Origin of the sequence: Leptolyngbya sp. NIES-2104, from assembly GCF_001485215.1 — a bacterium.
Classification (GTDB): domain Bacteria; phylum Cyanobacteriota; class Cyanobacteriia; order Leptolyngbyales; family Leptolyngbyaceae; genus Leptolyngbya.
In genome coordinates, this window is record NZ_BBWW01000001.1 from 3,402,809 (window position 1) to 3,425,088 (window position 22,280).

19 protein-coding genes are annotated in these 22,280 nt (G+C 47.7%); 7 read left to right on the plus strand and 12 right to left on the minus strand.

Annotated features, from left to right (window positions below):
- The first annotated feature begins 166 nt into the window (after positions 1–166).
- The 5 genes from NIES2104_RS16075 to cpdA all read left to right on the plus strand — a co-directional run bounded on the left by NIES2104_RS16075 (position 167) and on the right by cpdA (position 6,884).
- On the plus strand, positions 167–2,332 hold the full coding sequence (locus NIES2104_RS16075) for a polysaccharide biosynthesis tyrosine autokinase (RefSeq protein ID WP_225895252.1): 2,166 nt from the start codon (positions 167–169) through the stop codon (positions 2,330–2,332).
- 70 nt (positions 2,333–2,402) lie between these two features.
- Positions 2,403–3,788, plus strand: coding sequence for an oligosaccharide flippase family protein (locus NIES2104_RS16080; RefSeq protein WP_058999308.1), 1,386 nt, complete (start codon positions 2,403–2,405; stop codon positions 3,786–3,788).
- Between the two features lie 5 nt (positions 3,789–3,793).
- The gene (locus NIES2104_RS16085; protein WP_058999309.1) at positions 3,794–4,708 is read left to right on the plus strand and encodes a glycosyltransferase family A protein; all 915 of its coding nucleotides are present in this window, start codon (positions 3,794–3,796) and stop codon (positions 4,706–4,708) included.
- Complete coding sequence (locus NIES2104_RS16090) at positions 4,705–5,991, plus strand: O-antigen ligase (protein ID WP_058999310.1); 1,287 nt, start codon at positions 4,705–4,707, stop codon at positions 5,989–5,991. Before NIES2104_RS16085 ends, NIES2104_RS16090 begins: the two co-directional genes overlap by 4 nt.
- Before the next feature lie 104 nt (positions 5,992–6,095).
- Positions 6,096–6,884 carry a 3',5'-cyclic-AMP phosphodiesterase gene (gene cpdA / locus NIES2104_RS16095; protein ID WP_058999311.1) on the plus strand — a complete coding sequence of 263 codons (789 nt, stop codon included), beginning with the start codon at positions 6,096–6,098 and terminating at the stop codon, positions 6,882–6,884.
- Here cpdA and NIES2104_RS16100 read toward each other — a convergent pair.
- Together NIES2104_RS16100 and NIES2104_RS16105 are read right to left on the minus strand one after the other, a co-directional pair.
- The gene (locus NIES2104_RS16100; RefSeq protein ID WP_058999312.1) at positions 6,881–7,384 is read right to left on the minus strand and encodes an META domain-containing protein; all 504 of its coding nucleotides are present in this window, start codon (positions 7,382–7,384) and stop codon (positions 6,881–6,883) included. The genes cpdA and NIES2104_RS16100 overlap by 4 nt on opposite strands.
- 89 nt (positions 7,385–7,473) lie before the next feature.
- Positions 7,474–8,928 (minus strand): N-acetylmuramoyl-L-alanine amidase, encoded by a 1,455-nt coding sequence (locus NIES2104_RS16105; RefSeq protein WP_058999313.1) that lies wholly within the window; start codon positions 8,926–8,928, stop codon positions 7,474–7,476.
- A gap of 197 nt (positions 8,929–9,125) precedes the next feature.
- On the opposite strand from NIES2104_RS16105, the gene NIES2104_RS32410 reads away from it, so the two are divergent.
- Positions 9,126–9,323, plus strand: a complete 198-nt coding sequence (locus NIES2104_RS32410) for a hypothetical protein (protein ID WP_192843596.1) — start codon at positions 9,126–9,128, stop codon at positions 9,321–9,323.
- Here the strand turns inward: NIES2104_RS32410 and NIES2104_RS16110 are convergent, their stop codons facing one another.
- From NIES2104_RS16110 to NIES2104_RS16145, 8 genes are all read right to left on the minus strand, one after another.
- Positions 9,324–11,348 (minus strand): hypothetical protein, encoded by a 2,025-nt coding sequence (locus NIES2104_RS16110; protein ID WP_058999314.1) that lies wholly within the window; start codon positions 11,346–11,348, stop codon positions 9,324–9,326.
- Positions 11,349–11,632: 284 nt separating this feature from the next.
- Positions 11,633–12,073: a Fur family transcriptional regulator gene (locus NIES2104_RS16115; RefSeq protein WP_058999315.1), complete on the minus strand. Its 441-nt coding sequence runs from the start codon at positions 12,071–12,073 to the stop codon at positions 11,633–11,635.
- Positions 12,074–12,485: 412 nt separating this feature from the next.
- Positions 12,486–13,523, minus strand: a complete 1,038-nt coding sequence (locus NIES2104_RS16120; RefSeq protein WP_058999316.1) for an aromatic ring-hydroxylating dioxygenase subunit alpha — start codon at positions 13,521–13,523, stop codon at positions 12,486–12,488.
- 2 nt (positions 13,524–13,525) lie between these two features.
- Positions 13,526–14,680, minus strand: a complete 1,155-nt coding sequence (locus NIES2104_RS16125) for an LptF/LptG family permease (protein WP_058999317.1) — start codon at positions 14,678–14,680, stop codon at positions 13,526–13,528.
- 3 nt (positions 14,681–14,683) lie between these two features.
- Positions 14,684–15,412, minus strand: a complete 729-nt coding sequence (lptB, locus tag NIES2104_RS16130) for an LPS export ABC transporter ATP-binding protein (protein WP_058999318.1) — start codon at positions 15,410–15,412, stop codon at positions 14,684–14,686.
- A gap of 37 nt (positions 15,413–15,449) precedes the next feature.
- Positions 15,450–15,917: an LptA/OstA family protein gene (locus NIES2104_RS16135; RefSeq protein WP_058999319.1), complete on the minus strand. Its 468-nt coding sequence runs from the start codon at positions 15,915–15,917 to the stop codon at positions 15,450–15,452.
- A gap of 180 nt (positions 15,918–16,097) precedes the next feature.
- A complete protein-coding gene (locus NIES2104_RS16140) occupies positions 16,098–16,511 on the minus strand; it encodes a DUF309 domain-containing protein (protein ID WP_058999320.1) in 414 nt (137 codons plus the stop codon).
- A 220-nt stretch (positions 16,512–16,731) separates the two neighbouring features.
- Positions 16,732–17,859, minus strand: coding sequence for a DUF58 domain-containing protein (locus tag NIES2104_RS16145; RefSeq protein WP_058999321.1), 1,128 nt, complete (start codon positions 17,857–17,859; stop codon positions 16,732–16,734).
- A gap of 288 nt (positions 17,860–18,147) precedes the next feature.
- Between NIES2104_RS16145 and NIES2104_RS16150 the strand changes: the two genes are divergently transcribed.
- Positions 18,148–19,386, plus strand: coding sequence for a type IV pilus twitching motility protein PilT (locus NIES2104_RS16150; RefSeq protein ID WP_058999322.1), 1,239 nt, complete (start codon positions 18,148–18,150; stop codon positions 19,384–19,386).
- Between the two features lie 39 nt (positions 19,387–19,425).
- On the opposite strand, the gene NIES2104_RS16155 is transcribed toward NIES2104_RS16150, so the two are convergent.
- Both NIES2104_RS16155 and NIES2104_RS16160 read right to left on the minus strand, forming a co-directional pair.
- Complete coding sequence (locus NIES2104_RS16155; RefSeq protein ID WP_058999323.1) at positions 19,426–20,571, minus strand: aminotransferase class V-fold PLP-dependent enzyme; 1,146 nt, start codon at positions 20,569–20,571, stop codon at positions 19,426–19,428.
- A gap of 84 nt (positions 20,572–20,655) precedes the next feature.
- A complete protein-coding gene (locus tag NIES2104_RS16160; RefSeq protein WP_058999324.1) occupies positions 20,656–22,101 on the minus strand; it encodes a uracil-xanthine permease family protein in 1,446 nt (481 codons plus the stop codon).
- Between the last annotated feature and the right edge of the window lie 179 nt (positions 22,102–22,280).

Sequence of the window (22,280 nt, forward strand, 5' to 3'; positions counted from 1 at the left end):
GATGTAAGCTAAAGTTGCACAAAGTAGATCGTGTCTCTGTATTGAGCGATCATTAAGTAGCAGGGTTGTAGATACCATCAGGAACTGTCCTGGAATGGTTTAGAGAATTGTTCAACTTCACCCGATCCAAGCAATGAGATCCAAGAACAGTAGCGACTCTGGTGCGATGTCTCTCAACGCCCTAGAGCAGATTGACTTTCAAAATTACTGGTTAATTGTAAAACGCCGCTGGAAACCAACTGCTGCGATCTTTGCGGTAGCGTTAATAGGTTCAAGCATCATTGCTTCCCTACAAAAGCCGAGCTATGTAGCAGATGGCAAACTACTGCTGCGAGCGAATCGTCTTCCTTCACTAACCGGTCTAGGCGGCGAATCGGCTGGACGCATCTCGAATCTGACGATGCAAAGCAATCCGGTGCGAACAGAAGCCCAAACTGTTCTATCACGTCCGATTATTCAGCGCACCATTGATGCGCTGAAGCTAACCGATGCTTCCGGTAAACCGTTACATCCTGATTCACTCGCTCGATCGATTAAGGTCAAAGATGTTTCCGGCACAGATGTTCTCGAAATCACTTACGAAGATCAAAATGCTGCAAAAGCGGCGGCTGTGATCAATCAAGTGATGAAAGAGTACCTTGCCAGCAATCTGCAAGACAATCGCTCTGAAGCGATCGCAGCACGAGAATTTATCGCCGAACAGCTTCCAAAAACAGAAGCGAATGTTCGACAAGCAGAATCCGCCCTGCGTCGATTCAAAGAAGACAGCGGTGTGGCTGACATCAAAGGCGAAGAAGATCGCTTAACCGAAACAGTCGGTGAAATCGAAAAGCAAATTGCAGCAACAAACACAGAACTAGCAGAGACGGATACTCGATACGGTACGCTGTCTGGCACGTTAAACATGAGTCCAGAACGTGCGATCGACATCAATGCACTGAGCCAAGATTCTAAAGTTCAGCAATTGTCTAAACAGCTTCAAGAGACTGAAACTCAATTAGAGCTAGAACGAACTCGATTTACCGGAAAGCATCCGGCGATCGCAAATTTAGAACAACGAGTTTCTACCCTACAAGGATTGCTCCAAGAGCGAATTACTCAAACAGTAGGAGATGGTTCAGTCTCAGAAAGTGAGCTTGCACCCGGAGACATTCGGCAAGGCTTGATGAAAGATTTTGTAAACGCTGAAGTACAGCGTCTTTCTTTGAGTAGTCGCCTAGCTTCTTTGACGAACACTCGTGATGCTTACCGCAATCGAGTCCGACAAGTGCCCCGACTCGAACAATCGCAGCGAGAGCTTCAACGCCGTTTAGAAGCTGCACAATCGACCTATGAATCGCTGTTGAAAAAGCTTCAGGAAGTAGAACTCACCGAGAAGCAAAATGTCGGTACGGCGCGAATTATTGAACAAGCTGCTGTGCCTGACGCTCCCGCTCGATCGACCGCAAATCTGATTATCATGATGGGCGCGGTGATTGCGACTTTGATTTCGTTAGCAGCAATTACCTTCTTAGAACTGCGCGACAAATCGATCAAAACGCTCAAAGAAGCTCGCGACCTGTTTGGATACACCTGGCTGGGAACGATTCCTTACTTTGGTAAGCCTGTCCCGAATCGATCGAACAAACTCGAATGGTCGATTCCAGAACTTCCTGTTCGTGATGCACCGCGATCAACGGTGAGCGCTTCCTATCGAATGCTGCAAGCAAATCTCAAATTTTTGAGCCTTGATGAAAAGCTGAAGAGCATCGTGATCACAAGTTCTGTTCCGCGTGAAGGAAAGTCTACCGTTGCAGCAAATCTGGCGGCAACCATGGCGACTTTGGGACGCAGAACATTGTTAATCGATGCTGACCTGCATCATCCGTCACAACATCACATCTGGCATCTGACGAATGTTTCAGGCTTAAGTCACCTGATTGTCGAGCAAAATCGAGGACGCGACTCGATCGTGCCTGTGATGGATAATCTCGATGTGTTGACCTGCGGCGTGATTCCACCGAATCCATTAGCACTGCTCGATTCTAAACGGATGGCATCTTTGATCGAATCGTTCGAGCAGCAGTATGATTTCGTGATCGTCGATGCTCCGCCATTGATTGTTGCAGCCGAAGCGCTAACACTTGGAAAGATCGCTGATGGAGTGTTGCTGGTTGCGCGTCCGGGTGTGGTCGATCATGCAAGTGCAGTCACTGCGAAAGAACTCTTAGAGCAATCGTCTCAGAATGTTCTGGGGATGGTGATCAATGGTGCTATCTCTGAAAATGAGGTGCAAAAATCCTACTACGATCACGATGATTACATTGAAACCTCTGCGGCAGGAGTGCTCTAAATTCCATTCATGTTTAAGTGCGAATGGATCGTCCGTTGACATGTTTTGGAAGTGATGACAGGGAAATAACATGAGTTTGCGATCGAAAGTGATGCGCGGGAGTGCCTATCTCGTGTTTCGAGAAGGGCTAGGAATGTTAATCAGCATCGGGAATGTTCTTCTGGTGACTCGTAGCATTGGTCCAACTCAGTATGGATTGTTTGCGACCGCGTTTGGATTAAGCCAATTTATTCAAACTTTTGGGCATTTGGGTGTCGGAGTTTACCTGATTCGCCAAGAAGGAGAACAATCACACAGAGACTATCACCAAGCGTTCACATTGTTACTAGGCTTGGGGGTAGCGTTTGGCTCGATCGCATTTCTCTCTGTTCCCCTGCTGCAATCCTGGTTAAACATTGACGGATTTGCGCCGCTGTTTGAATTGCTCGTTCTTTTCTCGTTTCTCACCGTCATCGATCAAGCTCCACTGGCAAAGTTAGAGCGCGATCTAGAGTTCAAGCGAATTGCTTGGGTGGAACTATTGGGACAGTTACTGATGTTCATCGTTTCGCTCAGTCTAGCGGTGAAAGGGTTTGGTGCTTGGGCACCGACGATCGGCTGGTGTGCTCAACAATTTCAGACCTGTATTTTGCTGTGGGCAGTATCGCGATTGCGTCCTAAGCTGTGTTGGGATCGCGATCGCGTTAAAGAAATGTTGTCTTACGGGTTTGGTGTCTCTGCTTCGGGCTGGGTTTGGTATCTCAAAACGTTGATCAATCCGTTGATTGTGGGACGGTTTGCAGGTGAAACCGCAGTCGGGCAGATTGCTCTGGCGCTTCGGATGTTAGATGTTTTAAGCTTTGCAAAATCAGCGACTTATCGAATCTCGATCGCGGCTCTTGCTCAAATTCAAACCGATGGACAGCGATTGAAACAAGCCATTTCCGAAGGGATGGAACTTCAGCTTTTAGCATTAGGACCGATTCTCGTGATTGCAAGCTGGATTGGTCCGATCGTGTTCCCGATTTTGTTTGGAGCAGAATGGATACCTGCAATGGCAATATTTCCGCTGCTGGGTGTTACCTATCTCACAAATGCAGCTTTTAATTTACATTGTTCTACGCTGTATGTTCTCAAGCGAAACTGGGAAGTCACCGCGTTTCATGCCGCTTACGTGTTCTTATTTGGAATTCTGGCATTTTTCTTAGTGCCTCGGCTTGGAATCTTTGGGTATGCTTGGGCGGAAGTTTTCTCGATCGTGGCTTACTCGATTGCTCACTTGTACATTCATCGATTGATTGGAAGTCCGAACTATCAGATTGCTGTGATCTGGTGGGCTGCGTTTATTCTGGCAATGTTTAGCTATCAGTTAGGCTGGTGGGTGGTGGGCGTGTTGGGGTTTGTTCTATTGCTTCCAGAAACCCGTAGTCGTCTCACACTGTATTTCAAGCATTTCCGCGCTATCAAAACGGGGTGAAATCGATGAATCCACTCGTTAGCATTATTATCAATAACTATAACTATGCGGACTATCTCGGAGCCGCGATCGAGAGCGCTCTTTCTCAGTCTTATTCCAATATTGAAGTGATCGTCGTCGATGATGGTTCTACAGATTCTTCACGGGCGATCATTGCTCATTACGGCGATCGCATTCTTCCGATTCTCAAATCAAATGGGGGTCAAGCTTCCGCGTTCAATGCGGGATTTGCAGCGAGTCGAGGAGAGTTTATCTGTTTTCTCGATTCCGATGATGTGTTGATTCGCGATCGCGTTTCGATCGAGCTTCAAGCGCTAATTAATTCCCCTGATGCTGGATGGTCTTATCACCAATTGAGCTTTATCGATAAAGCGGGATTACCTTTAGCACAATCTCCAGAACCGTTGCCTGAAGCAATCTACAGGTTCGATTTTCGTCAAGAAATGCAGCAAGGAACACTCAATCACATTCCGCTGCCGCTTCCTGGAACTGATGGTTATTTATATCGTCGATCGCATTTACAGCAAATTCTTCCAATGCCTGAAGGTGAAGGCGTTTCGCTGAATGATTCGTACCTCCAATATGCCAGTTTTGCCCTTTCAAAAGGAATCGCGCTAACCGCTCAACTGCATCAACAGCGGATTCATGGAAACAATTCGTTTACCCTAAGACGCGATCGCGCCAAAGTAAAGCTTAGAGCTAAAATCCATCTCCTCAGCGCCTACTGGCTCAGAGCAAACTTTCCAGAAATTCATCGTTACACCGATAAACTATTTTCAGTCGGTCTTGGACTGTCCTGGAAAACAGGCGGCATTGCTCCGAACTATCAAGAGCTACCCGAAAAATACTGCACAAGTTTGCCCCTGCTCGATCGCATCAAAATTTACACCAGAGCTATTTACTACTTCTTAAAACCATGAGCCGACTCGATCGATTTGAATGGGGCTACGCGATTCTCGTTTTAATTTATTTCTCAGGCTGTCTCACCAACATCATGAACGGCTCGATTCTCTTGCCGCAAGAATCGACACCAGAGATTAACGTGATCGCGAGTCCAGTCGTCTCAGCCTTTCAGAATCTTCTGTTCCTGATTTTATTTGGCTTAATTGCGCTGCGGTTCAAACAATTTCTACCCGTTCTGATGACCCGAAAAATGGTTTGGGTGATTGTTGGAATTGCAGTGAGTTCCGTGATGTGGTCAGAAGTTCCAGACCAAACGTTTCGGCGCGGTAATCTTTTACTGTTTAGTACGCTACTCGCATTGTATTTCGCGATGCGATTTTCTTTACGGCAACAGCTTCACATGCTCGCACAAAGCTCTGGAATTCTAGCAGTATCAAACTTTCTATTTACTGTCGCGTTCCCCAGTCAAGGAATCAATCGCGTGAATCATGCGGGCGCATGGATGGGAATTACGCTGCACAAAAATGGTTTAGCGGGGTTGATGGTGCTCAGTGCGATCGTCTTTTTCTCGATCGTCACCGACAAACGCGAACGCACTCCAGCCGCGATCGGCGGTCTTGCTCTTTCTGTGTTGTTAGTCATTCTTTCTACCTCCCGCACCGGACTTTCAGTCATGATTTTGCTGATGGCGCTGATTTATGTGTTCAAACTGCTGCAATGGCGATCGACGTTTGCGCTCCCCGCATTCCTTTCTGCCTTTTTGACGATCGGAGCTACGATCGTGCTGCTCGTCGATAACTATGAGAAAATCCTGACTTCGATGGGCAGAGATGCCACGCTGACAGGACGCACAACGATTTGGGAAGTGGCGCTTGAACGCTGGGCGGAGCGTCCGTGGTTTGGCTATGGCTATCAGTCGTTTTGGATACCCGATCAAGGGAACTCTCTGGAAGTGCTTTACCGAATGAGTTGGCAACCTGCTCACGGACACAATGGGTTTCTCGACCTCTTAGTTGAGCTTGGAGCCGTTGGATTTTTAGCGTTTGCGATTAGTTTATTCGTAGCATTCAAACGTGCGATCGCTTGGTACAAACTGAATCCGAATGCCGTTGGAGCAATTCCCTTAGCTTCCTTTTGCTACATCATCATGTACAACCTAACGGAAAGTTCATTGCTGTTTACCCCGAATGGGATTAACTGGTTTCTCTATGTGTTAATGAGTACAGCAGTCTTAGTTCAACCCTTTCCAGTTTCCAAGTCCACAGAGTCGCATATTGCTTCATCCTTACCCAGCGTGTGATCAAGATCACAGCATCAGCGGGAAGAGATCGCAAAAGGCAACTGACACAACGAGTAAGCTAAAGAAAACGGACTCGCTTTATCTGTGTTAATCGCTCTGTGTGTATGAATTCGTCACCCCTCCGAATTGCTCAAATGACTGATTTGCACTTGTTCGCCAAATCAGGTCAGTGTTTGTTAGGAATGCCGACCTTACGATCGCTCAATGCACTCATCGAGCAATTTCAACAACTCCGCCCAAAACCTGATCTATTACTGCTCACAGGCGATTTGTCACAAGATGGCACGATCGAGTCTTATGATCGCTTACAGAGATTACTTAGTCCTCTCCAGATTCCGATCTATTGGCTCCCTGGAAATCACGATTGCATCGAAGTAATGGAGCGATCGTTAACGCAGTTCTTACCCGACAAAACCTTCGAGCAAAATGGCTGGCGGTTTTTGTTGCTCAATTCTCAAGATCCAGGCTGTGTGCATGGGCGACTCTCTGCGGAGAGTTTGAACTGGCTCGATCGACAACTCTCGAAGCATCCAAATTTCCCAACCCTGATTTCTCTACATCATCCACCGTTTGCCGTGAATTCAACCTGGCTCGATACCAGTATCTTGCAGAACACAGCGGAATTTTTGGAGATTGTCGATCGCTATCCTCAAGTCAAGCTGATTGTTTTCGGACACATTCACCAAGAGTTTCAGCGTCAACGCAACACGGTCACTTTCCTAGGAACGCCTTCGACTTGTATTCAATTTGCACGAGAAAGTGACGACTTTGCTTTAGGGCAAGAGCCGCCCGGATTCCGACTGATTGAGCTTTATCCGGACGGAACCTGGACTTCACAAGTAAAGCGAGTGCAATTCAGCCATGTCCTCGATTTAGCGGCAACGGGCTACTAAGATTTCTCAGTGATTCGCGAAAACCTCAGCGGTTGATCCGATCCTTCCACATCAATCAGCAAGAACGATCCGTCTAATCGAACTCGTTGCGCCTGCTGTAATGCCTCAAAAAATCTTGTTTCTTGGTTCATTAACGCGGGCGAACAGGCTTTTTTCGTTGCCCCGATCGCGCCAACTTTAAAGGCATTTCCCTGCTGTTGAAATTCTGCAAAATACTGATTACAGCCGCCTCGCCCAGTAAGCCGATTCGTACTATCAAATCGCAGCGTCGTTTGAGCACGATCGAGCACTCCAGTGCCGCTAAGATCTTCTAATAACCATTCTGTATTCGTTAGATTCATTCGATACCGATTACACCAAGCTTGTTTTGCAGGACTCCAGACTTCACGGGTGAGACAGTTATATCGCGGAACGCTTCGACTCGGTGCTGCCACACTGGGAGAAATAAGACTCATCACACCGAGGCTAGAGAGCGCTAATAAAATCAGTGCCTTCTTCATTTAAAACAATAGTAACAGTGAACAATTCTATGCTGTCAGCTTGTTAGAAATAGAACAGTACCGTTTCAAAAATTGATCCAATTGACTGATCAACTCAATCGATCGAACTGATACTGATAAAGCTGCTTCAATGCTCCAATAATTTTCTTCGCATAGCGCGGATCAGCAGAGTAATACGCTGCTAACTGCTCGATCTGAGGCGCAACCCCCCGCGCAATAAAACGAAACCGTGGAGTAACCGCTTCTTGTGCCAAAGGTTCGATACTGGCATAAGTTTTCAGCATCTGAATATGGGCGCGTACTCCCGTTCTCGCATTCGGAAAAGTCGCAGTTTCTGAAACTCCGACCTCTTTCAAAGCAGCAAAATTATTTTGATCGGGCTGTGCAGTTGTGCCAAAGCGGAAAAAATTAGTTTCTAACAATGCTTGAGTAAAGGCAATATCCGCATTGACTCCTTCGATCGAAGCTTCTTCCAAATACAAATCGATGATCTCAGGAAATGCTCTGAGTGCTTGTGGATTATTTTGCTGTAAAAAAGCTTGCAGCGTTGCTTTTGAAAGATAACCCCGCCCCATCACCCGCCCGATGCGGTTCGAGTTTGGAAGAACCGTTTCGACGACCAAAGTTCGCTCCGGCGAATTCCAACCGACAACCGCACCCGCACCCCGTAAATCGATCGCTCGAATATACGTCATGTTGCGATAGGTAATCAGTTGCGCCGCTCTGGGACGCTTAAAATCGATCGTTAGTCCATTGAGTAACGCGATCGGTAAATACGCATTTCTTCCTAAAAGCAGTCCTTGATTCTCAGAAAGCTGTCCATTCACTCGAATCCGAATTTGGGTCGTCCGCTGTTCGATGGGTTTCGGCACAATGCCTTTTGCAATGCCTTGAGCGATCGCTTGAGTTCGATTCAAAAGAATGGTTCGATCCTGCGGACTGGTCGAAAATCCGATCGAAAGCGCGATCGCTGGAATTTTCAACTGTCTTACAAATGGCAAATTTCCAAACGCCGTTTCTGTATCCGGTCGCGCTCCTCGATTCACCAACGTAGGCACATCCCCTAAAATTTGTTTGATCAAACTTTCGGCTTGCTGTTGAAGTTTCGGATTACCTGCACGAAAAAATGCTGCGGTTCCTCTCGCATCGGGATTGAGAAACGCATCCGTTTGAATCGACAATGCTAGACTGCCAGAACTTGCGCGACGATTAATCCACGCGATCGCGCTTGTTGAATCCAACCCGTTTGGAACTGTCTGAACCATGAGTCCTTTCGATCGCAGTTCTGCCGCTACTTGATTTTGAAGTTTGACTAACGCAGCTTGAATCTCTGGGTTACTCGCTCTAGAGGGCGTAAATAGAAAAACTTGTCTGAGTGCTTGAGTCGTTTGTGCAGGTAGTTTCGGGCGAGTTGAATCGGGCGATGCGGGGGTCACACGCTCTGGAGTGATGACTCGATCGACATTCGCCTGAGCCACCGTGTTCTGACAGAATTTGTTTTGGACATAACTATCATCCGGGCAGTGACTCGACTCGAAAATCATGTGGCATTTGTGGAATGCTGACCGTGTTTTTTGTCTTGGTAGAGAGACGAAAAAACCTGTCAACCGAAACGACGTGAACGATTACACCCTGTTCGATCGAAATCAAGGGATAAACCCTTAAAGATTTCATAGATTCTGACTCGAATTGCTTTTGATGCAATTCGATCGCGGTTTATTTTCGCGACTCTCGATCGCTGATGGGAAGAAGTCACGATTTAGACACAAAAAGCCTTTTATTCTACGACCTTCAACTGTCTAAATTGTTCCACCTCTCCTGTAGACGCACTGAGCGCTTCATCGATCGCGCTATTTCTAATTACGCCATTCTGAAGTCAAATCCGCGACGGTTTGACCCAGAATTTACGATCGCATCCCCCAAATTTGCCCAACGCTGACTAAGGCGGTGTCGCTTCCGGTGATAGAGGCGGTGTTGGCTCAGGCTCTGGTGCAAATTGTGCTGGAGAGTCCTCACTCGGTGCAGGCTGAGGAGCCGCATCTCGCTGTCGCAAAATCTCGGCTCGTTCTGCCGCCCATTGTCCGATCGCGCCTCGCGCCTCGCCATATAGCGGTCTTCCCGGAGCAATTCCCGCTGCCACGTCGATCGCTCGACTGAGATACCCCTGACTTGCCAGACTTGCCGCCTGATTGAGAACGGATCGATCCTCTGCAAGCTGAATCTGATAGACCCATCCCCCGATCAAGCCTTGTGCTTCACCATAAAGCGCTCGTCCCGGTCGAATACTGCCCGCAACCTCGATCGCCCGTCCGAGTTGTCCCGTCGATGCGATCGCTCGTGCGTTGTTAATAATCGGACGATCCTCGATAATCTCAATCTGATTCGTCCAGTTGGCAATATTCGTCTGTGCTTCGATTCTGAGCGATCGTTGAGGTTTTACAAGTGATGCCAGGGCGACCGCCGATCGCAAATTGCCGATCTTGCCGGATTTTGCCACTTGTTGAGCACGAGCCAACACGGGACGATCCTGCATGGACTGTAATTCCTTCCGCCACTGTGCCAAAAGCGTCTGAGCATGAACCCGACCCGGACGTTTCGGTGAAATGACTGCGGCTTGAGCGATCGCAATTTGCAGCATCGGAATCTGTTGTAAATTCGCGATCGTGCTTGCCACATTCAACTGCATCAAATCTTGGGTCTGCTGTTCTAATCGAGGAATCAGCGTTTTTGCCCGTGATGCAAATGGACTTTGCGGATCAATCTGTCTCACCAGATGAGTCGCCATCATTAATGGGGCAATTCGCTCTAATCCGGGTGCATTGTATCGATCGGCGGTTTCGATCTCTCTCGCTCTTACTAACCGAACGAGATCCTGATTTGCGCTTGTAAGCTGCACACTTTGAGGAATCGAATCAAGCAAGCGACCCGCAGCGGCGACATTTTGCTGATCGTATTGAGCGATCGCTAATTGAAAGATCGTGTTCCGCCATTTGAGCACTTCCTGATTCGCCTGCAAAGTCCAAACGAACGTTTTACGATCGATCGGATCAGTAATCGCGATCGCTTGTCCGAACTGTGCAGGTGGATTTGACTTAGCAAAATTCCGCGCATCTGTGAGCAGTTTCCAAGCTTTTCGCTCATTGTTCGATTGTTCGCGCACTTCACCTAATCGAGCTTGCCAGCCGGGATCTTCCACTAATGCCAGTTGTGCCATCTGCTCGGATGCTCGATCCCACTGTTGTTTTTTCAGAGCGTCGGTAATTTTGGCGTAAATCGCTTCTCCGCGACGGTATTCGGCTTGCCATCGGTCGATCGCTGCTTGCGCATCTTTATAAACCGGACTCGATTTCGGCACCTGGTTCGCAAGTGACACTGCGCCTTTAATATCTCGCTGCGTCACCCGATCCCGCGCCAAAATTAACAGCGCATTCGACCAATCTTGTAATAGCGATCGAGATTGTCCATACAGCGGGTGATCCGTTGTCCAATCCTTCACTAAATTAATCGATGAAATAATTTGCTCTGCATTGCCAGATTGAGCCGCTTGCTGAGCACAGAAAAGCTGTTCTGACTCGATCGATTGCGGCGTAATTTTCTGACAATCGACCGCTGGCGGAACTTTTGAGAGCCATAAAAACGCGATCGCTCCGGTTCCACCAAAAACCCCTAGAATACCTAACCAGATCAGTTGCCATCTCCACGCACGCGCAAACGATCCCAAATGTTGGGCAGTCGATCGCGTGGCGGAAGAGGCTGTGTTTGCAACCCGTTTTCCCAGTTTGGCAGCCGTTCGTTTTGGTGGACGGGGATCAGGGGGAGGTTCCGAGCTGGGATCGTCTTCGAGGAGCACCGTCGAATGATCGGGGGGGCTATCGATCGGGGTCGGCGGATGCTCTTGTTCAGATTTGGGCTTCTGGAAGGATGAAAAGCCTTGAAGCCATTGAGGAGTTTGTTTTCTAGCCATTTCGCAGGGAACCGTGAATCAGGCGGCGGGGTGAGTCTCGGCTATTTTACAGGCGATTTTGCCGATGGAACCCTCGACACAGAATGCTTTTACAAGTTCCGCTCAAGCGTTCCACATTTCCGGGAGCCATTACAAAACTTCGCCTACAAACCATCGAGGAATGTAAGCGATGCAACAACTGTAAGACCAAGAAAATTAGGTTGCTTCATTCAACCATGAATTTCTCAATCTGAACTCCGAAATATCGGGGAATTGCGTATAAAAAATTTCTGCCTCGCTGATTTCTACTTTGCTTTGTAGCCATAAAAATCAATGTGATATTCTGTGATTCTTACGCCTGTTTGCGCTTCTACCTGCTGAATGATTTCCTCTGGCAGTTCGATGTGAATGTCCAAAATCTGCTGAGTATCGAGGCAGTTGACATGGCTGTGAGCATCACTGATATTGCCATAAAGCCGCCCATCCGATCGCTCAATACATTCGATGATCCCCTGCTCAGAAAGCGCTTCCAAATTCTGATACACCGAGGTATGTCCGATATCTTTTCCTTGACGATTCAGGCGATCGTAGATTTCTCGTGCTGACATGTGTTCTTGATCTTGCCACAAGAGTTCTAAGATAAATTTCCGCTGACGGCTCAGGCGCATTCCGAGAGTTTGGCAGCGTTCGATCGCGTCGTCTAAAGAACGAATCGGCTTTAGGTCTGGGGTGGTTTCGGTGTTCATCGTATTGGGCACTTGCTATGGGATTTGTTGTTATCGAACCATTCGCGAATTTGTTAGAAGATGTTTGAGCAGTATGGAAAGTCTCTTCGCTCTCGTTCCGCTCCCGCCCTGAAATGAATTTCGGGCTAATGGTGGAAAGTCTACTGAAGTAGACTCCGAGCAAGTTTAAGATTCTTAGTCCATTTCAATGGACTTTCGTCGATTAGCCCGAAATTCCATTTCAGGGCGGGCTGTAGCAACGAACGAAGACGGCTCAAACATTTCTTTAGAAAATACAACTTTAATCGATAGTTTTATTCGTTCTCAGAGAGCTTTCATCCCTTACAGTTGACAGAAGTTAGCTCATCTGATCTATTTCTATCATACGCTAAAGCAAACTCGCTACAACTTTGCTTTAAGTTACCCAGCTTGCTCAACTTCGCCACCGCAGCGTTTGTTCTTTCACCGGATTGATGAACGATCGCTGTTCGGTTTGCGATCGTACAAATTCCGCCTTCAGTTGGTAATACCATCGCGCCTGAGTATCCGCATCTTTAATCAACATCAACCCCGGATTATATTTCAGCCCAATTTGCTGTTTAATCACCATTTCTCGATCCTGATTCAAAAAGGTTTTGGTTGCAGGAATTAAGAAGGGTTTCAATAGATTAAACCAAGGAATCGTCGAGTAAAACACTGTTGTCACTTCAGTTTCAGTGTCAGAAAGCGGGGTCATTGTGGTTAAGTTACACACCCGATGCTGTTTTGTGATCACTTGCTCAAAGCGCACACCGGGAAGCTGAAAGGAAATTTCAACCTCTGGATCGCCGCCGACTAAATCATATAAAAAGGTCGATCGCTCTAATTTGTGTCGCCGCATCGTAAACCCGAATGGCGACGGATCAAACGTTTTGATTTCTTCTGCCAGCGTGGGATCAGCCCGCCACCACCATGATCGGTGCACAAAGGGCACGTGCGCCGGGTCCATCAGTCCTGTCACCGCGTGATCGAGGTAAGCCGGAAAATTCATCACCACCACGGCTTGATAAGTTCGACGATCGAACCCCGGAACGCTTGGAGGCTCCTCTTCGGGTAGAAATCGTTCATCCTTGCCCATAAAGATCCAAACGTTTCCTTGAAGTTCGCGCACCGGATACGATCGCACTCGAAACCGAGAAAAATCGAGCGTCTGATCTTCCGTCAGTGCGGGGATCGCTGTACATTGCCCCGCTTGATCGAATCGCCAACCGTGATAAGCACATTCCACTTCAGCCCCGTCAAATCGTCCACAGCTTAGCGGCACTGCACGATGCGGGCAAATATCTCGAAGCGCGAAAACTTCACCCGATCGCGTTCGTCCAAATAAAATCGGCTCATTTAAGAGAATTTTAGCGATCGTTTGTCCGGGTTTGAGTTGCCCCCCCGGAAGCGCGTAATACCAAAGATTGCGAAGAAAAAGCGGTTTTTCCATGCCTACCGTGCAGCGCGTACTAATAGCCAACTTACCGCACAGAGTCCGACAACGGTGGGCAGCCAAGCGGCAAGAATCGGCGTGAAAATCTCCAATCGTCCAAAAGCATCACACACGAAGGAGAGTAAATAATACGTAAAAATGATCAAAATACTAATCGCGAAACTAGCTCCTTTGCCGCCCCGTCGGGGACGAGTTCCCAAAGTCGCACCCGCTAACCCAAACACAAGACAAACAAACGGAAAGGCAATCTTTTGCTGAATTCGCATCCGTAACTGATTGGCACGTTTCTCATCGCCGCTCTGTTTGACCAGTTGAAGATACTGCTGCACCTCACCGATATTCATCTCAGCCGAATCCGTTTTATTACTCGCCAAATCTAGCGGTGTGCGCGGAAGTTGAATCTGTTGCCGCTCGAATTTCAAAATGTTCCGATAAGAACCATTTGGATTGACAAGATAAATCGTGCCGTCGAAAAAGTCCCAGGTTTGCTGGTCGTAATTCCACTGAGCCGAATTCGCCGTAACGATTTGATTCACCCCTTCTTGAGAAAAATCCAGCACCGTTAATTCTTTCATCCGCGTTCCGTCGAATCGCTGCGCGTAAAAAATACGATCGAGCGCCTGCTGCGAAGTTCCATCCGGCTGCTTCACGTCGCGATACTGCTGAAACACGATATTTTTCTCATCGAATTTCGGTTTTTCTTGTTTCAATGCCTGTTCTAGGGTCAAAGTCGCCTGATATTTCGCGGCAGGCACGATCGCTTCATTAAACGCAAACGTCAACACAGACACCAGAAGACTCAGCACGATCGCAGGAGCAATCAATCGATAAACACTGATCCCCGCACTCCGCAGCGCAATCAATTCACTATCCGTTGATAAACGGCTGTATACCATCAGCGCGGACAGCAAAGTCGCCATCGGAAACGACAGCGCCACAAATTCCGGCATCCGCAGCAACAGAACCCGCCCCGCAATTCCTAGCGGCAATCCCAGTTCCGTCATTTGCCGAATCAAATCAAATACCGCTCCAACCGACACCAGAATCGACGAAAACGCCGCCACTCCGAAGATAAACGGACCTGCCAGTTGCCGAGCAATATAACGATCGAGCACCGTAATCGGCGATCGTAGAGGCGAGGAAGCTAAAGACATAATCTAAGGATGAAAATTATCTCCGAGATAATACTGGCGAACCAAAGGATTATTATAAAGTTCCTCGGCGCTGCCCGATGCGAGAATCTGCCCATCGCGCATAATGTAGGCTCGATCGATAATCGCTAAAGTCTCACGAACATTGTGATCCGTAATCAAAACGCCCATATGTCGATCGCGCAACTGAGCGATGATCTCCTGAATCTCGGCAACCGCGATCGGATCAACGCCCGCAAACGGTTCATCAAGGAAGAGAAATTTCGGTCCATCGACTCCGGTTGCCAGTGCCCGCGCTAGTTCTGTCCGGCGACGTTCTCCCCCAGACACTTGAATGCCAAGCGAGGAAGCGACTTTTTCTAATCGGAATTCTTTTAGCAGGCTATTTAATCGATCGTTCCATTGCCATTTCGGAACTTTCGTCTGCTCTAACACCAGCAAAATATTATCTCGAACCGTCAAATATCGAAAAATACTCGCTTCTTGTGCCAAATAACCGATTCCTAGGTGAGCGCGTTTATTAATCGGCAAATGAGTTACATCTTTATCGTTCAGCAGCACTTTACCGCTATCGGGCTTTTCCAGCCCGGTCGCAATATAGAAAGTCGTCGTTTTTCCGGCTCCATTGGGACCCAATAGCCCAACGACTTCTCCTTGACCAACCGACAAACTCACGCGATTGACGATTTGACGATCGCCAAACGACTTATGCACATTTTCTAGAACGATTCTCAAAACCCGCTCCTGGAACCTGTATGAGATGGAGACGTAACTAGCGCGTAGTCGATTGCTGAAACTGAGGTTTCGGACTGAAAGGAGCCGGAGTTGCAGGGGTTGGTGCGGTCGGTGCAGGCGGCGCTTCGATCAGATAAATTGCTTCGACTTGTCGATTCGGTCGTGGTTCTGCAACAAATCGCCCTTCATTGACTAAGTACGTAACTGTTTCGCCCCGTAAGCTGTTTCCTTGTTGCAATACGTAGACATCGCCAGACAGAACGATCCGCTGTTCGTTTCGATAAAAAATCGCCTGGGTAGAAGTCGCTTGAATTTGACGAGCGGGAAAATTGATTCGGACATTGCCTTTTGCAACGACGACCCCGGTTCTAGCATTCGCTTCAGCGGTATCAGCAGTAAGCGTCAGCGAAGAAGTCGCAGGAGCTTGAGCGATTGACGTGCCTCCGGTCGCGAAGATCGTGGCAGCAACAGCGGGAAGAAAGAAAAGCGATCGAAGACGAGACATGGGCGAAGACTGCATGAATGAGGATAACGAGACAGAAACCGCAATGACACCGAATATATCATTTCAGAAAGTTAATCCACCTCTACCGATAGATTCTTTGAATATTCAGAGCATTCTTGATTCAGTGTGCTGAATTTAAAGACGAACGACCAGTACCACAAGTTTCAGATATTGCTTTATTCAAGCTGAGGATTGGACTTTCTGGATGATTGGTGGACGGAGAAAAATTTGCCCTTCAGATGAAGTGGGAATAAGGACAATTTGAGAAACGCGATCAGTTCCAATCTGTTGAACTTGCCCCAGAAATTCTGAAGTTTCATCAATCAACTGTTCTACATCAATGCCGTGATAATCCGGCTGATAGTTGCTCAATCGATTCAGTCCTTCACCCATCAAAATCACCGCTCCACGCCAGTTGTGATTCCCTAAGTGATACAATCCCACAGCAATCTGCAAAATTCCCTGATAAAAATTTTTGTCGAGCACTGGCGCTTCGATCCAAATCGCTTCTAACGTATCATGGCAAGCGTAAAAATCGCTTTGATTAAATTGATCAATGCCCTGCCAAAATTCTTCTGGGATCTCTGTATCCATTCGTTTTTTTAAGAAAATGTTTGAAGATTTCTCGTTCGTCGCTGCATTCCGCCCTGAAATGAATTTCGGGCTAATCGACGCAAGTCCATTGAAATGGACTAAGAACTTGAATCTAGCTCTGAGTCTACTTCAGTAGACTTTCTCTCATTAGCCCGAAATTCATTTCAGGGCGGGAATCAAACGAGAGCGAAGAGACTTTCTATACTTTGTAAAGCATTCTCTAAAGATTCTCTTGCAACTGAGCCTGCAACGATCGCGCTTTTTCCACAACGATCCCCGCATTCATTGAACCTGTAGGCTTGCCTCCCCACAATACCCATCGGCTACCTGTTGGCAGTGTACCTAAGCTTTGTGAATTTTGAGTGAGCCAAACGATCGTTGCATCTGGCAAAGGTTGTGATTTCGATTCTTCATTCGCTTGAATTTCTGCCAGCGTTTCTAAAACCGTCTGCTGTCCCTGAATTAGTCCCGTTCCCGCTGTCCAAAGTTTCATCGTTAGCCTTTGACGATCGCCATAAAAATACAAAGATGCTGCCGTATTGACCGCTTCTTCAAACGCTTCTGGTTCCCACCTAGCAGCACTGTCGATCGCGATCACAATCTCTTGCCCGCTGGTGAATGTTTCTAGTTCCCGTACCCGTAATTCTCCGTACCGGGCACTACTGCGCCAATGAATCATTCGCATGGGATCACCCCAACGGTACGGTCTAAGCGATCGAGTCATTCCTTCATTTGCGGCTTTTGCTCGTTGCGCTTGAAATTGCAGACTGTTTTGCTGTCCGAGTTGATCGATGAGCGGACAGCGCTGAAGCGGGAGAACTTTCGGATAAATAAGCGCGATCGCATTCACTGGAAACGTTTTACGACACCAAAACAATCCGAGCGGAGCCGCCGATCGCAGTTGAACCTCGTACCAGCGATAAATTCCCCGTCGCGTATCCGAATGCTGATAAACCCAGTAGTAGGCATTCTTCGGATTGATCATCTCAACGATTCGCTGGGCAGGCGATCCGAGGACTGAAGGAATGCGATCGTCCGCTTGAATCAGCGTTTTACGTTGACGGGTTGAATTTTGGATCAAAAGCTCGATCGTTAACGGATCTCCCGCGCTAATCGGTTGAATCGGGCGACGAGTTACGGTTAATCCTTTCAGAGATTGGTGTGAGAGAAAAGCAGCGATCGTCATCAGTGCAAAAACGACTCCACTCATCACGTACAGCCAGCCCGACATCGAATTCGTCGCAGCTAGAAAGAAGAAGATACCCATCGCACCGAGTAGCCAACCGCTATAAGCCGGATTTATCCAGTGAGATTCAAGCCAATCCGTAATTCGGGTAACAGTACGCATAAACTGTAAAAGCTTTACAAAGAAGTGTCATTTCAGAATGCACCAGACTGTACCGAGACGGAACCACTGAGATCAAGCACTTCAGTAGATTTTAGCAAGTGCGATCACACCGTCCGTGATTTACGCATCCGCAAATTTTTTGCAAATCTTGAATGTCAGCATTTATACGATCCAGATTTTCCGCTACAGTCGTGAAAATCTGGAGTACTGTTCACCTGTACTTCTCCCAGTGCCCCCGCGTCGATTTGCCCATTCTTCACGATTCTGGTGCTAATGGAAGCCTGAGCTATGACCCAAGTAAATCTTTCTGACGAGTCGGTTCAATCCCGTCCTGTGGTTGCGCCTCCTCCTCCCCCTGTTGCGATCGGATCAAAGCGTCCACCGATGCGATCGACTTCACCTTCGATCACGATCCGACAGTTGGTAAAGGATGCGTACGCGAAACAGGCATCGGATATTCATCTGCGAGTGGGGGAACCTGCCCGTTACCGAATTCGCGGACAGATGATTCGTCAGTCTCAGCCTGCAATTACCCCGGAAATGTTCGAGCATTTTCTAGTAGAAGTGCTGACACCTGAACAACGCGATCGCTTTCAAGCCGAAAAAGAACTCGACACGGCAATCTACTATCCGGGGTTCCTTCGCTGCCGAGTAAACTGTTTCGAGAGTTTGACTGGAGGCGCGATCGTATTACGCCTAATTTCTCTAGAAGTTCCAACCATCGATCGATTGGGATTGCCATCGGTGCTGAAACATCTCGTGAGTCATCAGCAAGGATTGATTCTCGTAACGGGTCCGACGGGATCAGGAAAATCGACCTCGATCGCTGCGATGATTCGTCATCTGAATGAAACCGATCAGCGGCATATTGTCACGATCGAAGATCCGATCGAGTATGTTCATACCTCGCAGAATTGTTTGATCAGTCAACGGGAAGTTGGGTTACATACGCATGAATTCCAGCAAGCTTTGAGGGCAGTATTGCGGGAAGATCCGGACGTGATTCTGATCGGGGAAATGCGCGATCGAACGACGATCGATACTGCTTTGAAAGCTGCACAAACCGGACATTTGGTATTAGGAACCCTGCACACAAAAGGTGCAATTTCAACGATCAATCGCTTGTTAAACATCTACAGTCCAGATGAACAGCCAGCGATGAGAATTCAGATTTTAGAATCTTTGATTTCAGTTGTTTCTCAACAGCTACTGCCGACTACAGATGGACGTAGAACCGCAGTACATGAGATTTTAATCAACACACCTGCAATGCAAGATTACCTATTAAAAGGAAGTGAAACCGATGCGTTCCAGTTGATGGAAACGGATGCAAATGAAGGAATGCAGGTGATGAATCAAGCACTGTGTGAATTGATTCTGTTGGGTCGAATCACGCCAGAAGACGCGGTGAAGGCTTCTCCTGATATGGGTGATCTTCGTCGTCGTGTGCGAAATGAAGGATACGATCCAGGACGCTCTTCAAATCGTGAATTCGATCCTTCTGCAAGAGACTACCGCCCAAGTTAACTCTCTAGATAAGCTGCATTCGCTCAGAGTAGATGCAGCTTATCTGTTAAATTTCTCGATCGCATTCACCAACAAATCAATCTCATCCTCCGTCGTAAAGTAATGCACACAAGCCCGAACACAATTCGGATTCAGAATCACTCGCAAAAAGATACTTTGTTCTTCCAAAGATTGCACCAACGGAACGTGTTTCCCATTCTCTAACTGAAACGCAACTAATCCTGCTTCTGGAGCCGATCGCTTTAAGCATTTCAAATTCGACAATTGAGTCAATCGCTCCCACAAATAAGCACTCCGATCGCAAATCATTCGATACCGTTTCTCAGGATCGGGTGCGTGAAATGCGATCGCGCTTCTCAAAGCCGAATACAGCGGAATCGCAGAAGTCGCAATCTCATAGCGGCGACCATCCGACTGAAAGCGCTCAGGGTTTCCAGTTGCATCTGTAATCACACTGCGCCAACCGATGAACGTTGGATTTAGACTTTCTCGCGCTTCAGGACGAACATACAGCCCGCCCACACCCGCAGCACCGCACCACCATTTATGACCTGTAAACGCATAGAAATCAGCTTCCAATTCTGTCAAATTTAGCGGTAACACTCCGATCGATTGAGCCGCATCCACAAGAACTTGCACCGATCGAGCATGGCAAACCTCAACCATTTCCCTGAGCGGTAACACTTGTCCCGTATTCCAAAGAATGTGACTTACTACAAATAAACGAGTATTTGGTTTGAGAGACTGTTCGACGATCGCGATCGGATCACCCGAATTCAAAGTGTCCAATAACGGACAAATCGAAACTTCTAAATCAAATCGGCGCCGAAGTTCTCGAACTGCCGCCACAATTCCTTGATGTTCACAATCGCTGATCAAAATGTGATCACCATCTTTCCAATCAATTCCCCAGAGCGCGATATTACATCCGACCGAGACATCTTCGGTGAGCGTGATTGTATCTGAAGTAGTTCTTAGTTCTTTCGCGATCGCACTTCGCGTTAGATTCCCTTCTTCGACAATCCAAGCATTTGCCGCACTCGAAAAGGGTCCAAGTTCCTGAAAGCGATCGTGCGCCTCATGTAAAGCAGCGATCGCCGATCGCGGCATCGGTCCCTGTCCGCCATAGTTAAAATAAGTCTTACCTTTCAGAAATGGAAATTCATTGCGGTGCTGTTCGAGCATAAAGAAACGCGATCGAGTGCCTCCTCAAAATAACAAAAGGGGGCAACGATTCGCGCCCCCTGCCGATTCGGTTTTGTTCACACTCTATGCGGGATCTACAATTTCCTCTTCCACAGGCAATTCTTTCGGAGAAGTAGGCGGTGATTGAGGCAGCAACCAACTCAATAAAATCGCAGTCAATCCACCGGTTGAAGTTGCAGAGGCAAAAACATTTTTGATCACATCTGGCTTACCCACAAATAGTTCAGGCACAAACGCCGCTCCTAAACCCATTGCCAGCGAGACGGCGATAATGATCGTTGCCCGTCGATCGAGCGGTTCTTCTGAAACAATTTTAATTCCAGCAACGGCGATCGAGCCAAACATCACCGTCGTCGCGCCACCCAAAACAGGCTGAGGAATTGCCTGAAAAATTCCCCCAATCAGCGGCAAAAGTCCCAACAGCGCGAGAATGCCTGAGATATAAAATCCGACATAGCGACTTCCCACCCCCGTCATCTGAATCACACCTGTGTTTTGACTAAAAGTGGTAATCGGGAATGTATTTAGCATTGCTGCCAAAGACGAATTTAAACCATCCGCTAACACACCCGCTTTAATTCGACGGAAGTAAGTGCCGCCTCGAATCGGCTCTCCAGACACCATCGAAGTCGCCGTTAAATCTCCCACCGATTCGATCGCAGTTAACGGAAACAGAATCAAGAACGGAATCAACGCCGTAAAATCGAAGCTCATTCCATACTTGAAGGGTTGCGGCAAGGTCACGAGCGGTAACTGGCTCAGGGTGCTGAAGTTCACCATGCCCATAAACGCGCCTGCAATGTATCCCACAGCAAGACCCACCGCGATCGCGCTCATCCGAATCATTTGATTCTTCGATAGTGTCAGCAAAATCACAATCAAGAACACACCAAAACCAAGCGCCAAGTTTTGCGGATTAGCGAACGTTTTATTTGCGATCGCCGCTCGTCCCCCCGCCATACTAATAATTCCGGTCTGAATCAAGCTCAACCCGATTAGCATCACCAGCGTTCCAGATACGATCGGAGTCACAATCTTACTGAGCAAGTGCAGAAAACGACTCAGAATCACGTTCATAAACGCCCCGAAAAAGCACACCCCAAAAATGAGTGCTAGTGCTTGCTGAGGAGTTCGACCGCCCTGAATCGCCGTTAGTCCAACGCCTAGAATCGAGCCTAAAAACGCAAAGCTTGTTCCTTGTAAACTCAACAATCCAGACCCGACCGGACCAAACGTTTTACATTGAATAAAAGTACAAACTCCCGATGCAAACAGCGACATACTAATCAGGTAGCTTGTATCCGCAGGTGGTAGTCCCAAGTTTGTACAAATAATCAAGGGCGGTGTCACGATCCCCACAAACGAAGCCAAAACGTGCTGAATCGCCACAAAGATCGATTCCATTACAGGAGGACGATCGTACAATCCATAAATCAGTTCTGAAGGTCGTTGGACTTGCTCGGCGGCTTCTAACTCCGCCAAATCGGACGCTTGTTTCTGCTGAACCATCTTCGTTACAACCTTGTATCTTTACAATTCGTTCCACCAGGTAAAACAGGGAGCGGCTCATCGTCTGATTTGAGCGACGCTGTGAGTTCAGACGCAATATTACTCAAATCCGCAAAATCGAAGAAAGTGAAAGTATTCTGTATACAGTAGTGGTTCGGCAGATCTTAAAACTGTGACTT

What these genes read in the sequence shown, in the direction of transcription:
- NIES2104_RS16075 (WP_225895252.1), top strand. Translation starts at nt 167, where the DNA reads ATGTCTCTCAACGCCCTAGAGCAGATTGACTTTCAAAATTACTGGTTA.
- NIES2104_RS16080 (WP_058999308.1), top strand. Translation starts at nt 2,403, where the DNA reads ATGAGTTTGCGATCGAAAGTGATGCGCGGGAGTGCCTATCTCGTGTTT.
- NIES2104_RS16085 (WP_058999309.1), top strand. Translation starts at nt 3,794, where the DNA reads ATGAATCCACTCGTTAGCATTATTATCAATAACTATAACTATGCGGAC.
- NIES2104_RS16090 (WP_058999310.1), top strand. Translation starts at nt 4,705, where the DNA reads ATGAGCCGACTCGATCGATTTGAATGGGGCTACGCGATTCTCGTTTTA.
- cpdA (WP_058999311.1), top strand. Translation starts at nt 6,096, where the DNA reads ATGAATTCGTCACCCCTCCGAATTGCTCAAATGACTGATTTGCACTTG.
- NIES2104_RS16100 (WP_058999312.1), bottom strand. Translation starts at nt 7,384, where the DNA reads ATGAAGAAGGCACTGATTTTATTAGCGCTCTCTAGCCTCGGTGTGATG.
- NIES2104_RS16105 (WP_058999313.1), bottom strand. Translation starts at nt 8,928, where the DNA reads ATGATTTTCGAGTCGAGTCACTGCCCGGATGATAGTTATGTCCAAAAC.
- NIES2104_RS32410 (WP_192843596.1), top strand. Translation starts at nt 9,126, where the DNA reads ATGGGAAGAAGTCACGATTTAGACACAAAAAGCCTTTTATTCTACGAC.
- NIES2104_RS16110 (WP_058999314.1), bottom strand. Translation starts at nt 11,348, where the DNA reads ATGGCTAGAAAACAAACTCCTCAATGGCTTCAAGGCTTTTCATCCTTC.
- NIES2104_RS16115 (WP_058999315.1), bottom strand. Translation starts at nt 12,073, where the DNA reads ATGAACACCGAAACCACCCCAGACCTAAAGCCGATTCGTTCTTTAGAC.
- NIES2104_RS16120 (WP_058999316.1), bottom strand. Translation starts at nt 13,523, where the DNA reads ATGGAAAAACCGCTTTTTCTTCGCAATCTTTGGTATTACGCGCTTCCG.
- NIES2104_RS16125 (WP_058999317.1), bottom strand. Translation starts at nt 14,680, where the DNA reads ATGTCTTTAGCTTCCTCGCCTCTACGATCGCCGATTACGGTGCTCGAT.
- NIES2104_RS16135 (WP_058999319.1), bottom strand. Translation starts at nt 15,917, where the DNA reads ATGTCTCGTCTTCGATCGCTTTTCTTTCTTCCCGCTGTTGCTGCCACG.
- NIES2104_RS16140 (WP_058999320.1), bottom strand. Translation starts at nt 16,511, where the DNA reads ATGGATACAGAGATCCCAGAAGAATTTTGGCAGGGCATTGATCAATTT.
- NIES2104_RS16145 (WP_058999321.1), bottom strand. Translation starts at nt 17,859, where the DNA reads ATGCGTACTGTTACCCGAATTACGGATTGGCTTGAATCTCACTGGATA.
- NIES2104_RS16150 (WP_058999322.1), top strand. Translation starts at nt 18,148, where the DNA reads ATGACCCAAGTAAATCTTTCTGACGAGTCGGTTCAATCCCGTCCTGTG.
- NIES2104_RS16155 (WP_058999323.1), bottom strand. Translation starts at nt 20,571, where the DNA reads ATGCTCGAACAGCACCGCAATGAATTTCCATTTCTGAAAGGTAAGACT.
- NIES2104_RS16160 (WP_058999324.1), bottom strand. Translation starts at nt 22,101, where the DNA reads ATGGTTCAGCAGAAACAAGCGTCCGATTTGGCGGAGTTAGAAGCCGCC.